Annotated in this window: 19 protein-coding genes; 9 read left to right on the top strand and 10 right to left on the bottom strand. The window is 35.7% G+C overall.

Annotation, left to right across the window (positions count from 1 at the left end):
- Positions 1-62: 62 nt before the first annotated feature.
- Positions 63-626: a PAS domain-containing protein gene (locus tag SAUT_RS01770; protein ID WP_013326155.1), complete on the bottom strand. Its 564-nt coding sequence runs from the start codon at positions 624-626 to the stop codon at positions 63-65.
- 112 nt (positions 627-738) lie between these two features.
- Here SAUT_RS01770 and SAUT_RS01775 point away from each other — a divergent pair, with 112 nt between their 5' ends.
- Positions 739-1,182 carry a CZB domain-containing protein gene (locus SAUT_RS01775; protein WP_013326156.1) on the top strand — a complete coding sequence of 148 codons (444 nt, stop codon included), beginning with the start codon at positions 739-741 and terminating at the stop codon, positions 1,180-1,182.
- A 3-nt stretch (positions 1,183-1,185) separates the two neighbouring features.
- Here the strand turns inward: SAUT_RS01775 and ribA are convergent, their stop codons facing one another.
- On the bottom strand, positions 1,186-1,749 hold the full coding sequence (ribA, locus tag SAUT_RS01780; RefSeq protein ID WP_013326157.1) for a GTP cyclohydrolase II: 564 nt from the start codon (positions 1,747-1,749) through the stop codon (positions 1,186-1,188).
- A gap of 65 nt (positions 1,750-1,814) precedes the next feature.
- On the opposite strand from ribA, the gene hemB reads away from it, so the two are divergent.
- Both hemB and argF read left to right on the top strand, forming a co-directional pair.
- Positions 1,815-2,792 carry a porphobilinogen synthase gene (gene hemB, locus SAUT_RS01785; protein WP_013326158.1) on the top strand — a complete coding sequence of 326 codons (978 nt, stop codon included), beginning with the start codon at positions 1,815-1,817 and terminating at the stop codon, positions 2,790-2,792.
- 52 nt (positions 2,793-2,844) lie between these two features.
- On the top strand, positions 2,845-3,765 hold the full coding sequence (argF, locus tag SAUT_RS01790) for an ornithine carbamoyltransferase (protein WP_013326159.1): 921 nt from the start codon (positions 2,845-2,847) through the stop codon (positions 3,763-3,765).
- A gap of 11 nt (positions 3,766-3,776) precedes the next feature.
- Here the strand turns inward: argF and SAUT_RS01795 are convergent, their stop codons facing one another.
- A complete protein-coding gene (locus SAUT_RS01795) occupies positions 3,777-4,628 on the bottom strand; it encodes a nitrate- and nitrite sensing domain-containing protein (RefSeq protein WP_013326160.1) in 852 nt (283 codons plus the stop codon).
- 57 nt (positions 4,629-4,685) lie between these two features.
- The gene (trpS, locus tag SAUT_RS01800; RefSeq protein WP_013326161.1) at positions 4,686-5,651 is read right to left on the bottom strand and encodes a tryptophan--tRNA ligase; all 966 of its coding nucleotides are present in this window, start codon (positions 5,649-5,651) and stop codon (positions 4,686-4,688) included.
- A gap of 110 nt (positions 5,652-5,761) precedes the next feature.
- Here trpS and hpf point away from each other — a divergent pair, with 110 nt between their 5' ends.
- Genes hpf through hemJ form a run of 3 tightly spaced genes read left to right on the top strand, consistent with a single transcriptional unit; the run spans position 5,762 to position 7,136 of the window.
- Complete coding sequence (gene hpf / locus SAUT_RS01805) at positions 5,762-6,091, top strand: ribosome hibernation-promoting factor, HPF/YfiA family (protein ID WP_013326162.1); 330 nt, start codon at positions 5,762-5,764, stop codon at positions 6,089-6,091.
- A 13-nt stretch (positions 6,092-6,104) separates the two neighbouring features.
- On the top strand, positions 6,105-6,704 hold the full coding sequence (locus SAUT_RS01810) for a hypothetical protein (RefSeq protein ID WP_013326163.1): 600 nt from the start codon (positions 6,105-6,107) through the stop codon (positions 6,702-6,704).
- Positions 6,705-6,713: 9 nt separating this feature from the next.
- Entirely contained in the window at positions 6,714-7,136 is a 423-nt protein-coding gene (hemJ, locus tag SAUT_RS01815; protein WP_013326164.1) for a protoporphyrinogen oxidase HemJ, read from the top strand.
- 124 nt (positions 7,137-7,260) lie between these two features.
- Here the strand turns inward: hemJ and der are convergent, their stop codons facing one another.
- Entirely contained in the window at positions 7,261-8,739 is a 1,479-nt protein-coding gene (gene der, locus SAUT_RS01820; RefSeq protein WP_013326166.1) for a ribosome biogenesis GTPase Der, read from the bottom strand.
- 130 nt (positions 8,740-8,869) lie between these two features.
- Between der and SAUT_RS01825 the strand changes: the two genes are divergently transcribed.
- Positions 8,870-10,684: a sensor domain-containing diguanylate cyclase gene (locus SAUT_RS01825; RefSeq protein ID WP_013326167.1), complete on the top strand. Its 1,815-nt coding sequence runs from the start codon at positions 8,870-8,872 to the stop codon at positions 10,682-10,684.
- A gap of 46 nt (positions 10,685-10,730) precedes the next feature.
- On the opposite strand, the gene SAUT_RS01830 is transcribed toward SAUT_RS01825, so the two are convergent.
- Entirely contained in the window at positions 10,731-11,333 is a 603-nt protein-coding gene (locus SAUT_RS01830; RefSeq protein ID WP_013326168.1) for an LPP20 family lipoprotein, read from the bottom strand.
- 69 nt (positions 11,334-11,402) lie between these two features.
- On the opposite strand from SAUT_RS01830, the gene SAUT_RS01835 reads away from it, so the two are divergent.
- Positions 11,403-11,846: a phosphoribosyltransferase gene (locus SAUT_RS01835; protein ID WP_013326169.1), complete on the top strand. Its 444-nt coding sequence runs from the start codon at positions 11,403-11,405 to the stop codon at positions 11,844-11,846.
- Here the strand turns inward: SAUT_RS01835 and SAUT_RS01840 are convergent.
- The 4 genes from SAUT_RS01840 to SAUT_RS11470 all read right to left on the bottom strand — a co-directional run bounded on the left by SAUT_RS01840 (position 11,839) and on the right by SAUT_RS11470 (position 16,881).
- Positions 11,839-12,177, bottom strand: coding sequence for a c-type cytochrome (locus SAUT_RS01840; protein WP_013326170.1), 339 nt, complete (start codon positions 12,175-12,177; stop codon positions 11,839-11,841). The two genes, SAUT_RS01835 and SAUT_RS01840, sit on opposite strands and share 8 nt — an antisense overlap.
- A 3-nt stretch (positions 12,178-12,180) precedes the next feature.
- On the bottom strand, positions 12,181-12,936 hold the full coding sequence (locus tag SAUT_RS11535; protein WP_013326171.1) for a TerB family tellurite resistance protein: 756 nt from the start codon (positions 12,934-12,936) through the stop codon (positions 12,181-12,183).
- 71 nt (positions 12,937-13,007) lie between these two features.
- Complete coding sequence (locus SAUT_RS01850) at positions 13,008-15,680, bottom strand: cation-translocating P-type ATPase (RefSeq protein WP_013326172.1); 2,673 nt, start codon at positions 15,678-15,680, stop codon at positions 13,008-13,010.
- A complete protein-coding gene (locus SAUT_RS11470; RefSeq protein WP_013326173.1) occupies positions 15,670-16,881 on the bottom strand; it encodes a cation:proton antiporter in 1,212 nt (403 codons plus the stop codon). The genes SAUT_RS01850 and SAUT_RS11470 overlap by 11 nt, the downstream gene beginning before the upstream one ends.
- Positions 16,882-16,939: 58 nt before the next feature.
- On the opposite strand from SAUT_RS11470, the gene SAUT_RS01860 reads away from it, so the two are divergent.
- Complete coding sequence (locus SAUT_RS01860) at positions 16,940-17,827, top strand: DMT family transporter (RefSeq protein WP_174250630.1); 888 nt, start codon at positions 16,940-16,942, stop codon at positions 17,825-17,827.
- The last annotated feature ends 170 nt before the right edge of the window (positions 17,828-17,997 follow it).

Here is a 17,997-nt window from a genome sequence, read left to right on the forward strand (position 1 = left end):
CTTTATAAAAGATATTTTATCTGAATATTATTTAATAGAATGTAAATTTGAATAAAGAGTTTTTATGAAAAGATTTTTTTCATAGCTGTAAAGAAAATTTTGAATAAGCCTTTATTGCCTATAAGTTCATCAATAAAATCATCATAACTGATTCGTTTTTCTTCAAAAAATCCTCGGAGATATTTTTCGCTTGCTTCCATACCACCTTCTTTTTCTATGATGAGTAATTTTTCATAAATCGGTGCCATCGTATTTACTGCTTTTTGCGGAGCAGCTTTTCTAAAAGCGGTATGTGAAATGATCTTATTTGTGATAGGATCTATTTTTGGCTCAAACTCAGTGATGACCCAATAGTAGCTGCCGTCTTTAGCAAGGTTTTTAACAACGGCTATAATATTTTTCGCTTCATTGATTCTATCCCACATCATTTTAAATACAACTTTTGGCATGTCGGGATGTCGTACAATGCTATGAGGCTTTCCAATGAGTTCAGCTTCACTGTACCCAGAGATTTCTACAAAATAATCATTACCGTATTCAATAATCCCTTTGGGATCTGTTTTTGAAACTATATATTTTTTTGGATTTAATTTTATCTCATTATTAATTGGTTCTGGGTGTTTCAAGGTATAGTCCTTCTGTAAGTTTGATGAAAGTATATAAAGATTTTTCTTAAAAAAGTGTACAAATTTAGGCATTTTATGTAATAATCTAAAGTACTTTATAAGGTTAAATGATATGAACAAACAAGAAACAATAAATGCGATTGAACATGCCCGAGAGGCACATATAGAACAAATGGCTAAAGTAAAGTCTTTGATTGAGGGTAGACATGTTGATAATTTAACACCTGTTTCTAAAATGAAGTGTGAATTTGGCCAGTGGCTCTATGGTGATAAAGAGAGAGTGAAGAGTATTTTAGGGGTTCAATTTTATGAAAATCTAGATATGATACATGAAGCTTGGCATATACAATATGCTAAAATTCATACTATTTTTGTGCATGAAAAGGGTGAGGGACTTTTTTCTAAAATTTTTGGGATACATAAAATTAATGCTTTAGAACTTGAGAAGGCTAAAGTATACTACAAGGATCTTGAACAGGCTACAAAAGACTTACTCAGAGTACTCGATGCAAGCCAAAGAAGAGTTCAGGCCCTCAGTGCATCAAAATTTCATTAATCTTTATAAGAGATGTCCCATTTCATCACGTTTTACATCAAGATAGCCGGCATTATGTTTATTTGCTTGCATAATTATAGGAATTCGCTCAATTATTTCAACACCGCTGATGGAGTTTATTTTGTCCGGATTGTTCGTAAGTAGTTTTATTTTTTTAATATTGTAATGATTGAGAATAAAGGTAACAGCTTCATAAGTTCTCTCATCCGCAGCAAAACCAAGCTGATGGTTGGCCTCTATTGTATTGAGTCCTTTATCTTGCAGGGCATAGGCATTTATTTTGTTTAAAAGCCCTATATCACGCCCTTCTTGTCTCAGATAGATTACCATGCCGCCGGTTTCATCTGCCATTTTTAGACCATACTCCAACTGGTCACGGCAGTCGCATTTTAAACTGCCGATGGCATCACCTGTAAGACACTCGGAGTGAACGCGCACTATTGGTACCTCGGCTAATTCTTTTGCACAGACGACAAGATGCTCTTTTTGACCTTGTTTGAATGCTTGTACTTTAAAATCGCCAAATCTTGATGGTAAATTTGCAATGTCAGAAATTTTTATATTCATTATTTAATCTTTAAAAGGGTAAAATATTTTAGTAAGAATTATTATAGCAAAAAAAAGGTTTAAAAATGTTTCAAAGATTTCGTAGAACTCGTTTAAATAAACATCTTCGTGCGCTTGTGCGAGAAACACATGTAAGTACAGATGATTTTATCTACCCGCTTTTCGTACGCAGTGGAGAAGATATTAAAACAGAGGTTGCTTCTATGCCCGGTGTATATCAGATGAGCATAGATGTGGCTGTAAAAGAGTGTCAAGAGTTAAAAGAGCTGGGTATTTACTCTATTATTCTATTTGGTATTCCTGATGTAAAAGATTCTATAGGCAGTGATGCTTTATGTGAACACGGCATTATTGCTTCAGCAGTACGTGAAATAAAAAAAGCACACCCGGATATGTTTGTTGTGACGGACTTGTGTTTTTGCGAGTATACTGATCATGGACATTGTGGCATTATCGATGAAGTGCATGAAACGGTTGATAATGATGCAACCCTGGAGATTTCAGGACAGCAGGCAATTGTACATGCAAAAGCAGGAGCTGATATGATAGCTCCTTCTGGGATGATGGACGGTATCATACAAACAGTGCGTACATCACTGGATAATGCAGGGTATAAAGATCTGCCGATTATGTCATACTCTACAAAATTTGCAAGCGGTTACTACGGTCCGTTTCGTGATGTGGCTGAATCGACGCCTAGTTTTGGAGACCGTGCATCGTATCAAATGGACCCGGCAAACCGTCGTGAAGCGATTGCAGAAAGCATTAGTGATGAAGCGCAGGGCGCTGATATTTTAATGGTAAAACCGGCCCTTGCTTATTTGGACATTGTGCGAGAGATAAAAGACAATACAAGCCTGCCGATGGCTGTGTATAACGTGAGCGGTGAGTATGCTATGCTTAAATTTGCAGGGATGAACGATTTAATTGATTATGAACGTGTAGTTATGGAGACGATGATAGCATTTAAGCGTGCGGGTGCTGACATAATCATTTCATATCATGCAAAAGAAGTTGCCAAAATGTTGAACAACAATCGCTAATTTAAAGAAAAGTATATTACAATAACTGATAAACAAATAGTGGGGATACATTGTGAGACATTTTTTAACACTCAAAGATTATAGTAAAGAAGAGATTTTAGAAATTGTAAATATCGGACTACAAATAAAAAAAGATTTAAAAGCCGGGATTTATAAGAAAGAACTGCAAATGCAAACGCTTGCTATGATATTTGAAAAAAGTTCAACAAGAACGCGTGTCAGTTTTGAAACAGGTATGTTCCAACTTGGAGGGCATGCGCTTTTCCTTTCAAATCGAGATATTCATTTAGGACGTGGTGAACCCGTCAAAGATACGGCAAGAGTGATTTCTAGTATGTGTGATATGGTTATGATACGAACGTTCGAGCACTCAATGATAGAAGAGTTTGCATCTTACTCTAAAGTACCTGTTATCAATGGTCTTACTGATTCTTACCATCCGGTACAACTTTTAGCTGATTATATGACGATGATAGAATTCGGAATGTCTGAGAATGCAGTTGTCGCTTATGTTGGTGATGGAAATAATATGACAAATTCTTGGCTTATGCTTGCTGCAAAATTAGGTTTTGAGCTTCGTATTGCAACACCCAAAGGCTATGAAGTCGATGAAGCTGTGCTTCGTGATGCACTTGACATGGCAAAAGAGAGCGGTGCCGTTATAAAAGTGATGACAGACCCAAAAGAAGCAGTGCGCGATGCTACAATAGTGACAACAGATACATGGGCTTCTATGGGTCAAGAAGATGAAAAAGAACAGCGTATTAAAGATTTTAAAGGGTTTATGGTTGATGGGCTGATGATGTGTCTGGCTGATAAAAATGCAAAACTATTACACTGCCTGCCGGCATATCGTGGTCAGGAAGTAAGTGAAGAGTTACTCGAAGATAATGCAGATATCGTATTTTCAGAAGCCCAAAACAGACTGCATGCCCAAAAAGGACTTATGGTCTGGCTTGATAAACAAAGATAAAAAGGTGGTTTTTATAACCACCCTTTAGAATCTTCCAGTAAGGCTTGATTTGTTGCATCATATATTTTTATAATAGAAGAAATAAGTTGCGTCCCTCTATCGAAATATCCGTCTGCATCTATTGATTTAGGGTTGTTTTTGAATCTGTCTAAGGCATATTTGGAATAGTCTTTCGCCTGATTATTGAGGGAGGATATCGAAGTAGTCAAAATTGATGGGAGTTTGTTAGGATATTTGTTTTGCAGTTCTTGCATTTGTTTGTCAAGTTGTGAATTTAAATTATTAACTTTTTGAGCTAAAACATAAATTTTTTCCAACTCTTGTTTGTTTGCAGAACCTTTAGCAGCTAATCCGGCACCGAAACCACGTAATTGACCTACATATTCACTCATTGGCAGCATTGTTTGCATCATTATTTCAGAGGCTTCTTTTCCAAAAGGATTTAAATCTTTAGAAGTCCTTTTATTTACGGTTTGTGCAAGCATCAAGGCTTGTTCAATCTCCTCTGTATATTTTGAGAATGTAACAGATGGTTTTAGTGAAAAAGCTTTATTGTTGAGTTTAATTAATGATTGGGATATAGAAGTAGCTCTTTTGTTTATAACAGGATCAGCCGCCAATGGCAGTGACTCCATCACACCAATAGCTTTTTTCATATTATCTCTGCTTGTATAAACAAGAAGCATCGCTACTGTATTTCCATTAAGGTAAGAGTTCGTTAAACCTCTGGTCTTTTGTGTTGCAATTATTAAATCTTTTAAGGCACCGACATAAATGCTATTGTCTGCTTGATTATTATTGCTAAATAAAGATTTAGCCTCCAAGTTTATAAGTATAAAAAGAGTGAGTAAAATTAAACGCATCGCTACTTCCTGTTATTGTGATTAAATAATATTATAGCTTAATTAATTAAAAATAATCTAATATTTAATGCCTGTCAAACTTCGAATGTTATCTATCATAGGCAGTGCTACTTCTTGTGCTTTTGCTGCACCGAGTTTAAGAATATCTCTTACTTCATCTTGATGTGCTGCATAGTATTCTCGTCTTTGTCTATAAGGCTTAAAATATTCCCAAATGATATCATGCAGGTAAAGTTTAAAGTGCCCATGGCCTTCGCCGCCTCTTTTGTATCTTTCTTGGAGTTCTTTGCACTCATTTTCATTTAAAAAAAGTTTTGCCATATTGTAAACATTACAGTTTTCATACTCCTTTGGTTCTTCTAATGGTACGGGTTCCGTGACTATTTTTTTAATCGTTTTGAGCTGCTTTTTCTCTTCGCCGAATATATTGACCGTATTGTTATAACTTTTTGACATTTTTTGTCCGTCAGTTCCGGGAACTGTTGCGACATTTGCTTCTATTTTATACTCAGGCAGTTTAAAAATATCTCCATATTCATTATTGAATTTTATCGCAATATCTCTTGCTATTTCAACATGTTGAATCTGGTCTTTTCCAACAGGAACAATATCAGGTTGATAGAGCAAAATATCGGCTGCCATTAATACAGGATAAGAAAAAAGAGAATGGTTTGCAGCTATTCCTTTTGCGGTTTTGTCCTTATAGCTGTGAGCACGTTCAAGCAGCCCCATAGGTGTAAAAGATGAAAGTACCCAGTAAAGTTCTAGCACCTCTTTGACATCAGACTGCACCCAAAATATTGATTTTTGCGCATCAATACCAAGTGCTAAAAAATCTGTTGCCGACTGCATTGTAAGTTCAGCGAGCCTTTTGCCGTCTTTAACGCTTGTCTGTGCATGGTAGTTAGCTATAAAAGCAAAAGTGTCATTATTATTTTGCGCATCGACCATCTGTTTTATTGAGCCAAAATAGTTTCCTATATGTAAATCACCTGAGGGCTGAATACCGGTTAAAACTCTCATTATAAATATTCCTAATTTTTTTAAGGCGTATTATACCCATCTCAGCTTTATTTTGCTATTATATAGTTAAATATAATTAAGCCTTATGGCTTTAAATTAAAGGATTTCTGATGATAGTACAAATTCGTTCAAAAGATATAACATTACGTGATGAGAAAAAGGCACATATAGAACAAGGCATTGAAAAATTTAAAAAGTTTTCTTTGGATATTACAAGAGTAAATTGTATGCTTTCTACTGAAAAAGGTGGCGTATTGGTTGAATTTGAAATTCATGTTGCCCATACCGCACCAATTATAATAAGTGAGCATCACCAGGATTTGGACGCAGCTATTGATATTGGGGTTGATCGTGCAAACAAGGCCCTTCGTCGTCTTCATGATAAAGGGACTGATCATAAAGGTTCCTCCATCAAAGAGTTAGAACCAATAGACGCATAAGGTAAAGGAATATATGAAATTATTACTATTATTACTTGTAGGGCTGAATCTGATTGCTGCCCAAAATAATTATTCAATGAGAGTTGCTGTAGGGAAACCTACATTATATTCTGCTGCTAAAATAGCAACAGGAAGTTTTGGACAATATCGAGATGATTTAAAAGCTTATGATATAGACGGAGGTTATCTTTTAGTAAAAGATCTATTTGAGTGGCCAATAGATTTATATCTTAAAGGCGGATTGACATATTATGAGGAAACAATTCAAGATGATGTATATGGTGCAGACATTTACATAAAAGCTTACTACAATATTGATTTTTGGCAAAATAGGATTCGATTCGGTTTGGGTGAGGGTGTTTCTTATACAAATCGTATTTTAGAAATTGAACAAATTGATGCAGAACTTCATAATGATAACAATTCACACTATTTAAATTATGTGGATGTTAGTCTTGATTTTGACCTTGGAAAACTTATTAAGCATAAAGCACTGAATGAAACATATGTTGGTGTTTTACTAAAACATCGTTCAGGGATTTTTGGAACAATTCATAATGTAAAACATGGTGGTTCAAACTATGAATGTATTTATGTAGAAAAAAACTTTTAAGGATAAAGAATGTATGAATGGTTATTGTGGTTTCATGTAATTTCTTTTATCTCGTGGTTTGCAGTTTTGTTTTATCTCCCAAGACTTTTTGTTTATCATGCTGAAAATATTGAAAATGAAGGTTTTGTCAAAGTAGCAAAAATTCAGGAGATGAAGTTATTTAAGTATATAGGTGTTCCCTCTATGTGGGCAACAATACTGAGTGGTGCAGGGCTTATATATTTAGGCGGATGGATGAGTTCTCCATGGTTACATGTAAAGCTCCTTTTTGTGGCTTTACTGATAGCCTATTTTTATTCGCTTAACAAATACCGACTAGAATTCTTAGAAGACAGATGCACAAAAAGCGGAAAGTTTTTTAGAATATATAATGAAGTTCCGACACTTTTAATGCTTGTAATTGTGGCAATGGTGGTTTTAAAACCTTTTTAAAAAAGACGATGCTTTATCGTCTTTTTTCCGCTTCCGCTTCTTTTAATTTTCTATAAAAATATATTCCCAAGGCAGTTAAGCCCAATCCGCCCAATAAAAAGACCAAAGCAAGTGTATAACTCATCTATTTTTCTCCACGTTTTTTTGCTTTAAACAGCAATGGTGTTCCTGAAAAATTAAAAGCTTCACGAAGTTTATTTGTGAGGTAGCGTCTGTAAGTAAAATGCAGCCCTTTTGGTTTGTTCATTACAATGGCAATTTTCGGCGGTCGTGTTTCATACTGTGTTGCATAGTATATACGAATAACCTGCCCGTGCATACTCGGCAGTGTGTGACGGCGAAGTGCGCGTTCCACTACTTCGTTAAGCTGTGAAGTCGGTATTCTTTGTGAATAGTTTTCATTTATTTCTAAAATCATGTCATGGAGTTTATCAACGCGTTGATGACTCTTTGCAGAAAGAGTAATAATAGGGGCATAGGCTAAAAATTTAAACCTGTCACGTACCTCTTTAATGATTTTATCATGATCTTCTCTTTTTGCGATATCCCATTTATTGAGAACTATTATACATGCAAGTCTGTTTTGATCCACCAGTCCTGCTATTTTCTCATCCAAATCCAAAAACGGCTCACTTGCATCAAGCACTACAAGTGCCATATTTGCATTTTCAAGCATCTCTTTTGTGCGCATAAGAGCAAACTTTTCAATGCCTACTATTTTACCTCGACGACGAAGCCCTGCGGTGTCGACAAAAGTAAGCTGTTTGTCTTTATAAACAATAGTCTCATCTATCGGATCAATCGTTGTTCCTGCAACAGAACTTACAACAGATCGTTCCTCGCCAAGAAGGGCATTAAGAAGAGAACTTTTTCCAACATTTGTACGTCCAATAATTGCAATTTTAATATGGTTTATATCGTTTTCATCAAACTCTTTAATACGGTCATTTTGAGCAAAAATTGAGTCATCTTCTATCTCTTCTTCATCCCAGTAAATATAACCGTCATCCTCTTCATCTTCAGCGTATTGTGAGAAAAATTCTTCATCACTGAGTTCTTCTTTTTCTTCTTCAACGATTTGCACATTATTTTCGTCTTCTTCTTTGAGAATGTCACTCTCAGGCAGTTTGTCATAAATCCAGTCAAGCAGTTCGACAGTGTTTCTGTTATGAGCTACCGAAATACCAAAAATTGCATCCGTACCGAACTCATAAAATTCCCAAAGTTTTTCTTTCATCTTGTCATTATCAATTTTGTTGACAACCAATGCAATATCTTTACCCATAGCCTGAAGTTCATAAAAAAGTTTTTTATCTTCTTCTTCGGGAAGACCTTTTCCGTCTACCATAAAAAGGATGATATCCGCTTTGTACGCGGCTTTAAGTGACATCTCTTTGATTTTATCAAAAAGTTCACAGCCTTTGTCGAGTCCGCCTGTATCTAAAAGTTCAGCCTCTTTGTCAATTATGAGAGCCGTTTTACGTTTTACATCACGTGTTGTTCCTGCCAAATCAGATGTAATGGCATCACGTTTTTTTACCAAACGATTAAAAAGTGAGCTTTTTCCAACATTTGGACGGCCGATAATTGCGATTTTTTTCATGAGTGAACCTTGTAAACTTGTGAAGAGTTATAAAATATTTTTGAAATTATAGCTAAAGTTCACAAAGTTACCGAGTACTTTGTAAGTTTTTATACGCTAAAATTTTCTTTTTACAAAAAGGTGCTTAAAAATGCAAATTTTTCGTGATAAAGTTTTTATTGCTCTAGCTGGATTGTTTCTTGTTTTAATATCTGTGTATTTGTGGTATATTCAGCAGCAAAAGGAACTTTTGCAGACAAGTGTGTATACTAAGGAATCACGATATATGCGTGAAAAAGTTCAGGATCTTATCAATGCAAAACAAAAGGGAATGATGGCGGTTGCTATTGCTATTTCTCACGATAATAAGATTAAAGAGATACTCAAAACGAAGAGCATTGATGTGAAGCATTTTCAAGCTATTAGCGAAGATATCAAAGAACATACAGTTTTTAAAAATGTCTGGTTGCAACTTATTGACGTAAACGGAATTTCATTATTTCGTTCATGGTCTTCTCTTTATGGTGACAACTTAAAACTCAAACGCAAGGATATCTCTTTTGTATCAAAAAAGAGAACACCTATTATGAGTATAAGTTCAGACAAATATGATTTGAGTATTAAAGCACTAGTTCCCATTATCGAAAAAAATAAAATTTTAGGGGAACTTGAAGTTATTACTCACTTTAACTCTATTAGTCGAGCACTTAAAAAATCAGGGATAGAGTCAATTGTTCTACTGAATAAATATTACACTAAACAGTTAGAATATCCCTTTAGTAAAAATTTTCTTGGAGAATTTTATATTGCAAATCTGGATGTATCTAAAAAACTGTTAAATAATTTTAAAAATATTTATATTGATCATTTTCTCAAACAAAACAATAATTATTATATTAAGAAAGGGTATTTACTGGTAAAATATCCTCTTCAAAATTATAAAAATGAAACAATTGGTTCTTTTCTTATGTTAAAGCCACTTACAGAGATTTCCGATAAAGAGATTAAAACTTTTACATGGCAATCAATAGGCATCGGTATTATTGTCTTATTGCTTTTATTTGGATTAATACACATTTTTTTCTTTTTTAAAGTGCAACGTGAAAAACGCTATTATAAAAAAATCCTCGATGCTTCAAACAATATGTTTGTAATTACGAATGGCGAAGAAATTATAGATGTTAATCAGTCGTTTTATTATTATTTCAAACAATATTCCTCGCTTGAGGAGTTTACGCGAAAACATTCTTGTGTGTGTGATTTTTTTGTAAAAGAAAATGGATATCTTCAAACAAATACGGATGGTATTAACTGGATTGAATTTGTTATCAAGCAAAAAGATAAGTCATATATTGTGAAAATGAATATTGAAGGTAAAATTTATTATTTTAAAATTACGGGAAAACTTGTTTCAGTTAAACCAAGAGAATATGTGACTGTTTTTGCGGATATAACGACAGAAGAGGAGTATCGTTTAGAACTTGAATATCAAAGTATTATCGATCCTTTGACCGGAATATATAACCGACGCTATTTTGAACGAAAAATATCTGAAGAAATTACGCGATGTGAACGTTATGAAATGGTATTTTCTCTTATTATGTTAGACATAGATTTTTTTAAAAGAATAAATGATACATACGGGCATGATGTTGGCGACAAAGTACTACAAAGCCATAGCGCACTTATATTAGAAAATTTACGCGAGAGTGATATCTTATGTCGAGTTGGTGGTGAAGAATTTATGATTATTTTACCGCAAACAACACAGGAACAGGCTTATTATAAAGCTGAAGATTTACGTAAAAAAGTACAAAATGAACAAGATATGCATTTACAAATTACAATGAGTTTTGGAGTTGCGCAGTTTCATAAAGCCGATACGTATGAAACACTTTATAAAAGAGTAGATACTGCTCTTTACAAAGCAAAAGAGAGTGGCAGAAATAAAGTAGCTGTTCTTTAGAAAAAGTCGAATAAACTACCCGTTTGACGGGCAGTTAAGAGGATTGCTATTCTGTTGGAAATTCTTTATCTAAATTTTCCAAGGCCTGTTTTGATTGAAACTGCTGCCAAAGAGCATCATCATTTTTAAAACTTGAATCTACTGTTTTCTTGTAAACTTTTTTTACTTCTTTGTTGACATTTGCTTCGGGAACAGTGACTAACATATAAATTGCACCTGAAGGAGCATTCCACATATCAACAGCTTTTGAATCTTTTAAATCTACTTTTGCCACCTGTTTTGTGACGGCTGTGGTTACCTTGTCAACTGTTTCGGCTGAACCGTTTCCGGTAGCTCTTGTAAAACCTTCCATCTTGTCTTTGATTTTACTCTCAATTTGTTGTGCTAAATCAGAACGACCGTTCATTAAAGCCACTCGACGCATATGCGCAATTCCTGCCGCACTTTTTTCAGCTACACCGACACCTGCATAAAACCCCGGCACTTCAGGAATACATGTCCATCTTGGAGCTGCTATGCCCTCTTGTTTACATGTAAAGGTAGGCTTGTAAACTTCTTGTTTTTTTGGTTCGGCTTTTTTACTGCTGCATCCTGTGATTGCTGCTGCAACCATAATCAGTAGAGCTGTATTTTTAATTATTTTATGCATTCATATCACCTTGTGCTTAACTTTCGTATAGTATACTATCATAAATCTTTACCTATACTAAGGAAAATATTGAAACGCTACTATTCCTATGAAAATTTTAGAAATGATACATGTAAACTTATTTCAGAGGTTAAGACTTTTGAAGCTGAGGCAATAGTCGCTGTTGCAAGAGGCGGGCTTACACTGGCACATTGCATGGCAGAAGGGCTTGACATTAGAGATGTGCAAAGCATAAGAACGGAACTTTATGATAAAGAGTGCAAAAGAGAAGAACTCTCCCTCTTTGGTGAATGCAGCTTAAAGTATGCAAAAAGGGTACTCATTGTTGATGACATTGCAGACAGCGGTGAAACACTTAATTTTATTATGAATTATTTAAGAAAGGATTTCCCTGCTATTGAATTCAAATCATCGGCACTTTTTTATAAAAAAACTTCGATTTACGAACCGGATTTTTGGATAAATGAAGCGGATATCTGGATAGAATTTTTTTGGGAGAAAGATTTTATTTAAAATCTGTTTCATATATATAACTTGCTATATCTTCTAAAACATCTTTTTCAAAAGCAAGATTTGGCATAAGTTCATATTTGTTTATGGCATCTTGCATAATTGAAGTAGTCTCATTCGGTTGTTGCACCCATTGGGCCATCTGTTTTACAAAATCTTTTTTTTGAGGAAATGCACTCAAATATCGTTTGCGCACCTCCATCATTGATGGAGCAGAAACGGATTTTGTTTCAAAATGACAGGTGGTACAGTTGCCGTGAAAAAGCAGAGAATTGGCATCCGATGCATTTGAGAGGCTCATAAAAAGCCACAAGAATAACAATGAAAATTTCACACGTTAGCCTCTAGCTTTTTTTATCATCTCATAGGCTTGATTTATCTCTTGTGTTTTTGCAGTTGCTTCTTTGATATACTCTTCGCTTTTGCCTTGTGACTTTATAATATCAGGGTGATATTGACGTACGAGTTTTCTATATGCTTTTTTGATAGTGTCCATGTTGTCATCTTTACTTACGCCTAAAACTTTATAAGCATCATCGAGTGTTGCCTGAGGATGCACGTTTTTCATCATTGCTTCAAATTGGTCAAAAAGAGCATGGTATTTGTTTGGGTCAAACTCTAGAGCCTCTGCAATAGTGGCTAAAATATCCTCTTCGCTTTGCGTTACTTTACCGTCTGCAAAAGCCAATTGAATTAAAAAACCCATAAACTGTTCTTGCTGTGCTTTGTTACGTCTGAGCGCCTCGCCTAGCTGGTGAGCAACAGCTTCTATATTATCACGACGATCTTTTTCTTCATTAAAAATCTGTTTTAAAATATCTTTTGTTTTTTGAGGCTCGGGAAAAAGCTTTGCTATGTCATCAAACATAATGCCCACAAGCTGTGCTTCAAGGGCATCTACATGTCCGTCAGCTTTTGCTACTTTGGCCACAAGGGCTACAAAAAGACCTAAATCACTGTTTTTAAGAGATTCATAGGAAACAGAGAAATCTTTAAATGCTTCTTGCGAATATTGCGCCGTGTAGCGACCGTAACTTTTAAATATATAGTAAAAAACTGCTGCCAAAAAGGCAAATAAAATAATATTTGACATAAAAATCCTTAATAATAATTATAAATAGGATTATACTATGGAGAAGTAAATGACATTATAAATCATATTCGTTATCTAAATCGTACCCATTTATATATTTCAGTCAATATAAATATCGGCATTGCTACAAGGAGTATGATTCCCCAGTCTTTCCAGCCCATAGCCGTAGTATGCAATGCGTCTTGTAAAAACGGCACATAGACCGCGCATATCTGCAGACTTACTGTAAAGAAAATCGCAAGCAGAAGCCATTTATTGCTAAAAAAACCTATTTTTGTCATTGGTTCACGTGTAGAGCGATAATTTAACACATTCATTTTTTCTAAGATTATAATCCCGGTAAAAGCAACAGTCTGAGCAAGAACAACACCTCCTTGCGGGTCTTTTGCCATGTAATAATGAAATAGCCAAAGGGTAGCGAATCCTATATAACTGCCAAGCAGTGCAATCATTATAATGCCGTAACGGTCTAAAATAGGCTCTTCTACTGCTCTTGGAGGTCGTTTCATAATTCCTTTTTCAGCCGGTTCAACACCAAGTGCAACAGCCGTCATACCGTCAGTTACCAAATTCATCCAGAGAATTTGAACAGGAATGAGTATGAGCGGTCCGCCTATTACTATATTGATAAAAATTGCAATGACTTCCCCACTGTTTGATGATAAAAGATAGAGTACAAATTTTTGGATATTGTCATATTCACGTCTGCCTTGGCGCACGGCATTAATAATAGATGCAAAATTATCATCACTCAGCACCATATCTGAGGCACTTTTGGCAACATCAGTGCCTTTTTTTCCCATTGCTATGCCGATATCGGCTTCTTTAAGCGCAGGGGCATCATTGACGCCGTCTCCTGTCATGGCAACTATTTCATTAGAGTTTTTGAGAATTTTTACAATCCTAAGTTTGTCTTCGGGTCTGGCTCTCGCAAAGAGGACGCTTCCGTTGAGCTCTTTTTGTAGATTTTCATCGCTCATTTTTGATAAATTACTGGAAGTGATGGCTTTTTTGGTTTTTAAACCAATGGAATTAGCAATAGCTAGTGCTGTATCAGGGTTGTCTCCTGTTATCATAATAACTTTGATACCAGCAGTATATGCCATATCTATAGCATCAGGCACTTCTTCATGTGCCGGGTCTATAATGCCGACTATACCTAATAGTGTAAGTTCATTCTCAACACTCTCTTGGGACAATGTTGTATCGCTGGGCAGTTTTCTAAAAGCAATAGCGAGGGTTCTCAGACCATGCTTATCCATTGTCTGATATGCATTTTTTATCTCTTTTTTGTGCGGATTGTCTAAAGGAACGATTTGGCCGTTTTTAAAATAACTGCTGCTTCTCTCAAGAATAACTTCCGGAGCTCCCTTAACATAGGCAACAACAGAATCTTTATCGTGTACTATAACACTCATGCGTTTACGTATAGAATTAAAAGAAAACTCACTTATAGTTTTTTGTGTGTCATCATCATGAAGCCATGCTTTATAGGCGGCGACGATTAATGCCGCTTCCGTCGGTTCTCCGATTGCTTCCCAATCAGATTCATTTTTTTGTACCTTTGCATGATTGCATATAAGTGCGGTCTTTAGAAGCATCAGTAAATCTGTATCATGCTTGTAGTCAAGTTTTTTCCCATGAAATTCAAAATGTCCGGCAGGATCATACCCGCTTCCTGTGACATCAATTTCTTTAGAAGAAGCGAGCCAAATCTTTTTCACAGTCATTTGGTTTTGCGTAAGCGTTCCTGTTTTGTCCGTACAAATGGTTGTGGCTGCCCCTAGCGTTTCAGCAGCCTGCAAACGCCTAAGTAGTGCTTTTTGTTTTGCCATTGCTTTAATGCCCAGAGCTAGCGTAATGGTTACAACGGCCGGAAGACCTTCTGGTACAACGGCAACAGCTAAAGCAACACCGGTGAGAAACATTTCAAGTAAATCTTTTCCAAGCAGCCATCCGATTATAGAGACAAGTACTGAAATTCCAACAGAGTATATTCCTAATTTTTTACCCAAAGTTGCCAGTTTTTTCTGTAAAGGAGTTGGCTCTGTTGCAACGTTTTGTGTCATTGCTGCAATTTTTCCAAATTGCGTATTCATACCCGTTTCAACGACTATTCCTGTGCCTCTGCCATTAACAACAGATGTTCCCATCCAAGCCATATTTGACTCTGCCGCAAGAGGGGTATCTATGCCTAAAGTGAGTGTGTTCTTTGACACAGATTCAGATTCCCCGGTCAAAGAAGCTTCATCTACTTTTAAATTAAAACTTTCTATGAGTCTTAAATCAGCAGGAATTTTATCGCCTATTTCAAGGAGGACTATATCACCGGGAACAAGTAATTTTGCATCAATAATCTCCTCTTTTGCATCTCTTAACACTTTACATGTAGGATGGAGCATCTTCTTTAACGCTTCAATGGCATTTTCGGCTTTATACTCTTGAACAAAACCGAGAATGCCATTGAGCACAATAATGACTAAAATAGTGATAGCGTCACCCATTTCACCTATAGCTATTGAAATTCCAGCGGCAACAAACAGTATAAGAATGAGAACGTCCGTAAATTGACGCAAAAATATTATATACCACGGTGTTTTATTTATGCGTTTAAGTTCATTGTAGCCATATGTTTTCAGTGCCTCTTCGGCTTTTTCATTCTCTAAACCTGTCTTAATATTAGTGTGAAAGAGTGCAATTACATCTTGAATATTTTTTGTATACCATTTCTTATTAGCTTTCATGACGTGCTTCCTTTGGCCAAAGTCTTATAAGGAGTGAAAAAAGTAAGGGAACCGTAATTGCGGTGAACGATGATGCGGCAACAAGCGCCGTAAAAAGTTTGATGTCTATAATGGAAGCACTAAAAAGCAGTTGGGCGACAATAATTTCTGTAGTCAGTCTGGCATCTAATCCGACTCCAACTATAACAGCCTCTTTTAAGGTAATTTTTTTCATAGGTACCATCAGCAAAACACCAAAAAGTTTTCCGAGTGTTCCAACTAAATAAAGTACGATGGCTAAGAGAGGTTCTTTTATAAAGCCTTGGATGTCTGCATTAAAGCCAATCCAAAAGAAAAATAAGATACCAAAAAAACCATAACTCAATGTTTGCGTCATTTTAGTGAGCTGTTCTCCTTGTTTTTCATCACTTTCATACATAGGCCGCATGATGACACCTGCTGCGATGGCACCGACAACCATTCCAAGTTCCACATACTCTGCAAAACCTCCAAATCCAAAAAGAATAACAAGGGAAAAAATCATCAAGGTGTTTAAGCTTTTTGGTTTGTAATACTGCATAACTTTATGCATCCACATATAAAAAATCCAAGCTACGAGCATAAAAACAACAATCCCCAATGCCAGAGCTGTAATGCCTTCGTGATGCTGGACAGTTTTAGTGCTTACCCAGATAGAGACAATACCTACAAGTAAAACTTCGATGATGTCATCAAGGACACCTGCACCTATAATGAACGTACCGATTCTTGTCTTAATCATTTTAAATTCGTCTAAAATAGGAACAATGACCGCTTCTGCAGTCGGCATGCGTGTCATACCTATAACAAGAGCAATGGCCCAGCCATAACCAAATAAAAGCATAGCAGCAGTACCGAAAATAAAGGGTAAAATAGTGTTTAAAACAGTCAGCCATACAATATCGGAACTTGATTTTTTCATCTCAGAAAGGTCAATTTGCAAACCTATGTAAAAGAGCAGAAATAACACGCCGAGATTGGAAAGAAACTCAAAAGTATTTTTAAAATTTGTTCCGGCATCAACAAATGAAAGAAAAGGGGTATAGCTTAAAAAAACACCGATAAAAAGTGCTGCAAGAATGGTCGGTATTTTTAATTGCGATAAAAAAGATCCCAAAATATAGGTTAAACCAAAGATTAAAGAGAGAGATAAGAGAAATTTACCTAATTCAACTTCATTCATTATTTGACCTTTCTTGCTAATTTACCCAAAAAGAGCTTAAGTGGTTATAATTTCACTTATGAATAGAATTAAGAATTTAAACAAGGGCGTGCAATATATGCTTATTGCAAGCTTTACATTTGCCATTATGGGTGCTTTTGCCAAACTCGCAAGCCAGAATATGAGTTCGCTAGAAGTTGTTTTTTTTAGGAATATTGCCGGTGTAATTATAGTCGGACTCGCTGTTTTAAAAAAACCGATGCAGCATCCGGGAGGCAAGCCCTTTTTACTTTTTTTTAGGGGGTTTATAGGCTTTGTTGCACTGCTGGCATTTTTTTATAACATTGCCCATATTCCGCTTGGTGATGCCATGACCTATTCAAAAACTTCACCGATTTTTACGGCAGTGTTTGCTTGGTTATTTTTACATGAAAAGCTCTCTTTAAAAGGCTGGCTTGCAGTTTTTGTAGGGTTTATAGGTATACTTTTTATAACGCAACCAAGCGGGGTAGGTTTTTCAAAGTATGACCTGCTTGGAATTTTCAGCGGTGTGGGTGCTGCTCTTGCCTACACTTCAGTCAGAGAATTAAAAGCCTATTATGATACCCGTGCAATTGTACTTTCGTTTATGATTACAGGAACGCTCGGTCCTATTTTTCTCTTTTTAATTTCACCCTATATAAATTTTCCTGAACTTGATTTTATGCTTGGAAAATTTATTATGCCTCATGGTATTGTCTGGTTTTATCTGCTTGCAATGGGTCTGTTCGCAACATTTTCACAAATACTGATGACAAAAGCATACGGAGAAACAAAAGCCGGAATTGTAGGTGCGGTGAGTTATACAAATATACTCTTTTCCATTATAGTAGGTCTTTTTTTGGGAGATGCTTTTCCATCGCTGGTTACGAGTTTTGGAATTGTTTTGATTGTAGCGGCCGGAATTATGGTTGCGCGTGATAAGTAGAGCTTAAAAAGCTTACGATATAATACGATTGTCCCTAGCAGAAGCTAGGGCAATAATCTCATCATAGGAGGAACTTATGAAAAAGTTTCACCTAAAGTTGACTTTTATAGTTTGGCGACTAAAAGTCAACTTTGAGCTTAAGGGAATTTAATTCCCTTTTGCCTTGATGA

Source organism: Sulfurimonas autotrophica DSM 16294, assembly GCF_000147355.1.
GTDB classification, from domain to species: Bacteria; Campylobacterota; Campylobacteria; order Campylobacterales; family Sulfurimonadaceae; genus Sulfurimonas; species Sulfurimonas autotrophica.

Coding starts and splice junctions, on each gene's coding strand:
- hpf (WP_013326162.1), top strand. CDS start 5,762: ATGATAGTACAAATTCGTTCAAAAGATATAACATTACGTGATGAGAAA.
- SAUT_RS01775 (WP_013326156.1), top strand. CDS start 739: ATGAACAAACAAGAAACAATAAATGCGATTGAACATGCCCGAGAGGCA.
- SAUT_RS01795 (WP_013326160.1), bottom strand. CDS start 4,628: ATGCGTTTAATTTTACTCACTCTTTTTATACTTATAAACTTGGAGGCT.
- hemB (WP_013326158.1), top strand. CDS start 1,815: ATGTTTCAAAGATTTCGTAGAACTCGTTTAAATAAACATCTTCGTGCG.
- SAUT_RS11535 (WP_013326171.1), bottom strand. CDS start 12,936: ATGTCAAATATTATTTTATTTGCCTTTTTGGCAGCAGTTTTTTACTAT.
- der (WP_013326166.1), bottom strand. CDS start 8,739: ATGAAAAAAATCGCAATTATCGGCCGTCCAAATGTTGGAAAAAGCTCA.
- SAUT_RS01810 (WP_013326163.1), top strand. CDS start 6,105: ATGAAATTATTACTATTATTACTTGTAGGGCTGAATCTGATTGCTGCC.
- SAUT_RS01850 (WP_013326172.1), bottom strand. CDS start 15,680: ATGAAAGCTAATAAGAAATGGTATACAAAAAATATTCAAGATGTAATT.
- trpS (WP_013326161.1), bottom strand. CDS start 5,651: ATGAGAGTTTTAACCGGTATTCAGCCCTCAGGTGATTTACATATAGGA.
- hemJ (WP_013326164.1), top strand. CDS start 6,714: ATGTATGAATGGTTATTGTGGTTTCATGTAATTTCTTTTATCTCGTGG.
- SAUT_RS01825 (WP_013326167.1), top strand. CDS start 8,870: ATGCAAATTTTTCGTGATAAAGTTTTTATTGCTCTAGCTGGATTGTTT.
- SAUT_RS01830 (WP_013326168.1), bottom strand. CDS start 11,333: ATGCATAAAATAATTAAAAATACAGCTCTACTGATTATGGTTGCAGCA.
- ribA (WP_013326157.1), bottom strand. CDS start 1,749: ATGAATATAAAAATTTCTGACATTGCAAATTTACCATCAAGATTTGGC.
- SAUT_RS01860 (WP_174250630.1), top strand. CDS start 16,940: ATGAATAGAATTAAGAATTTAAACAAGGGCGTGCAATATATGCTTATT.
- SAUT_RS11470 (WP_013326173.1), bottom strand. CDS start 16,881: ATGAATGAAGTTGAATTAGGTAAATTTCTCTTATCTCTCTCTTTAATC.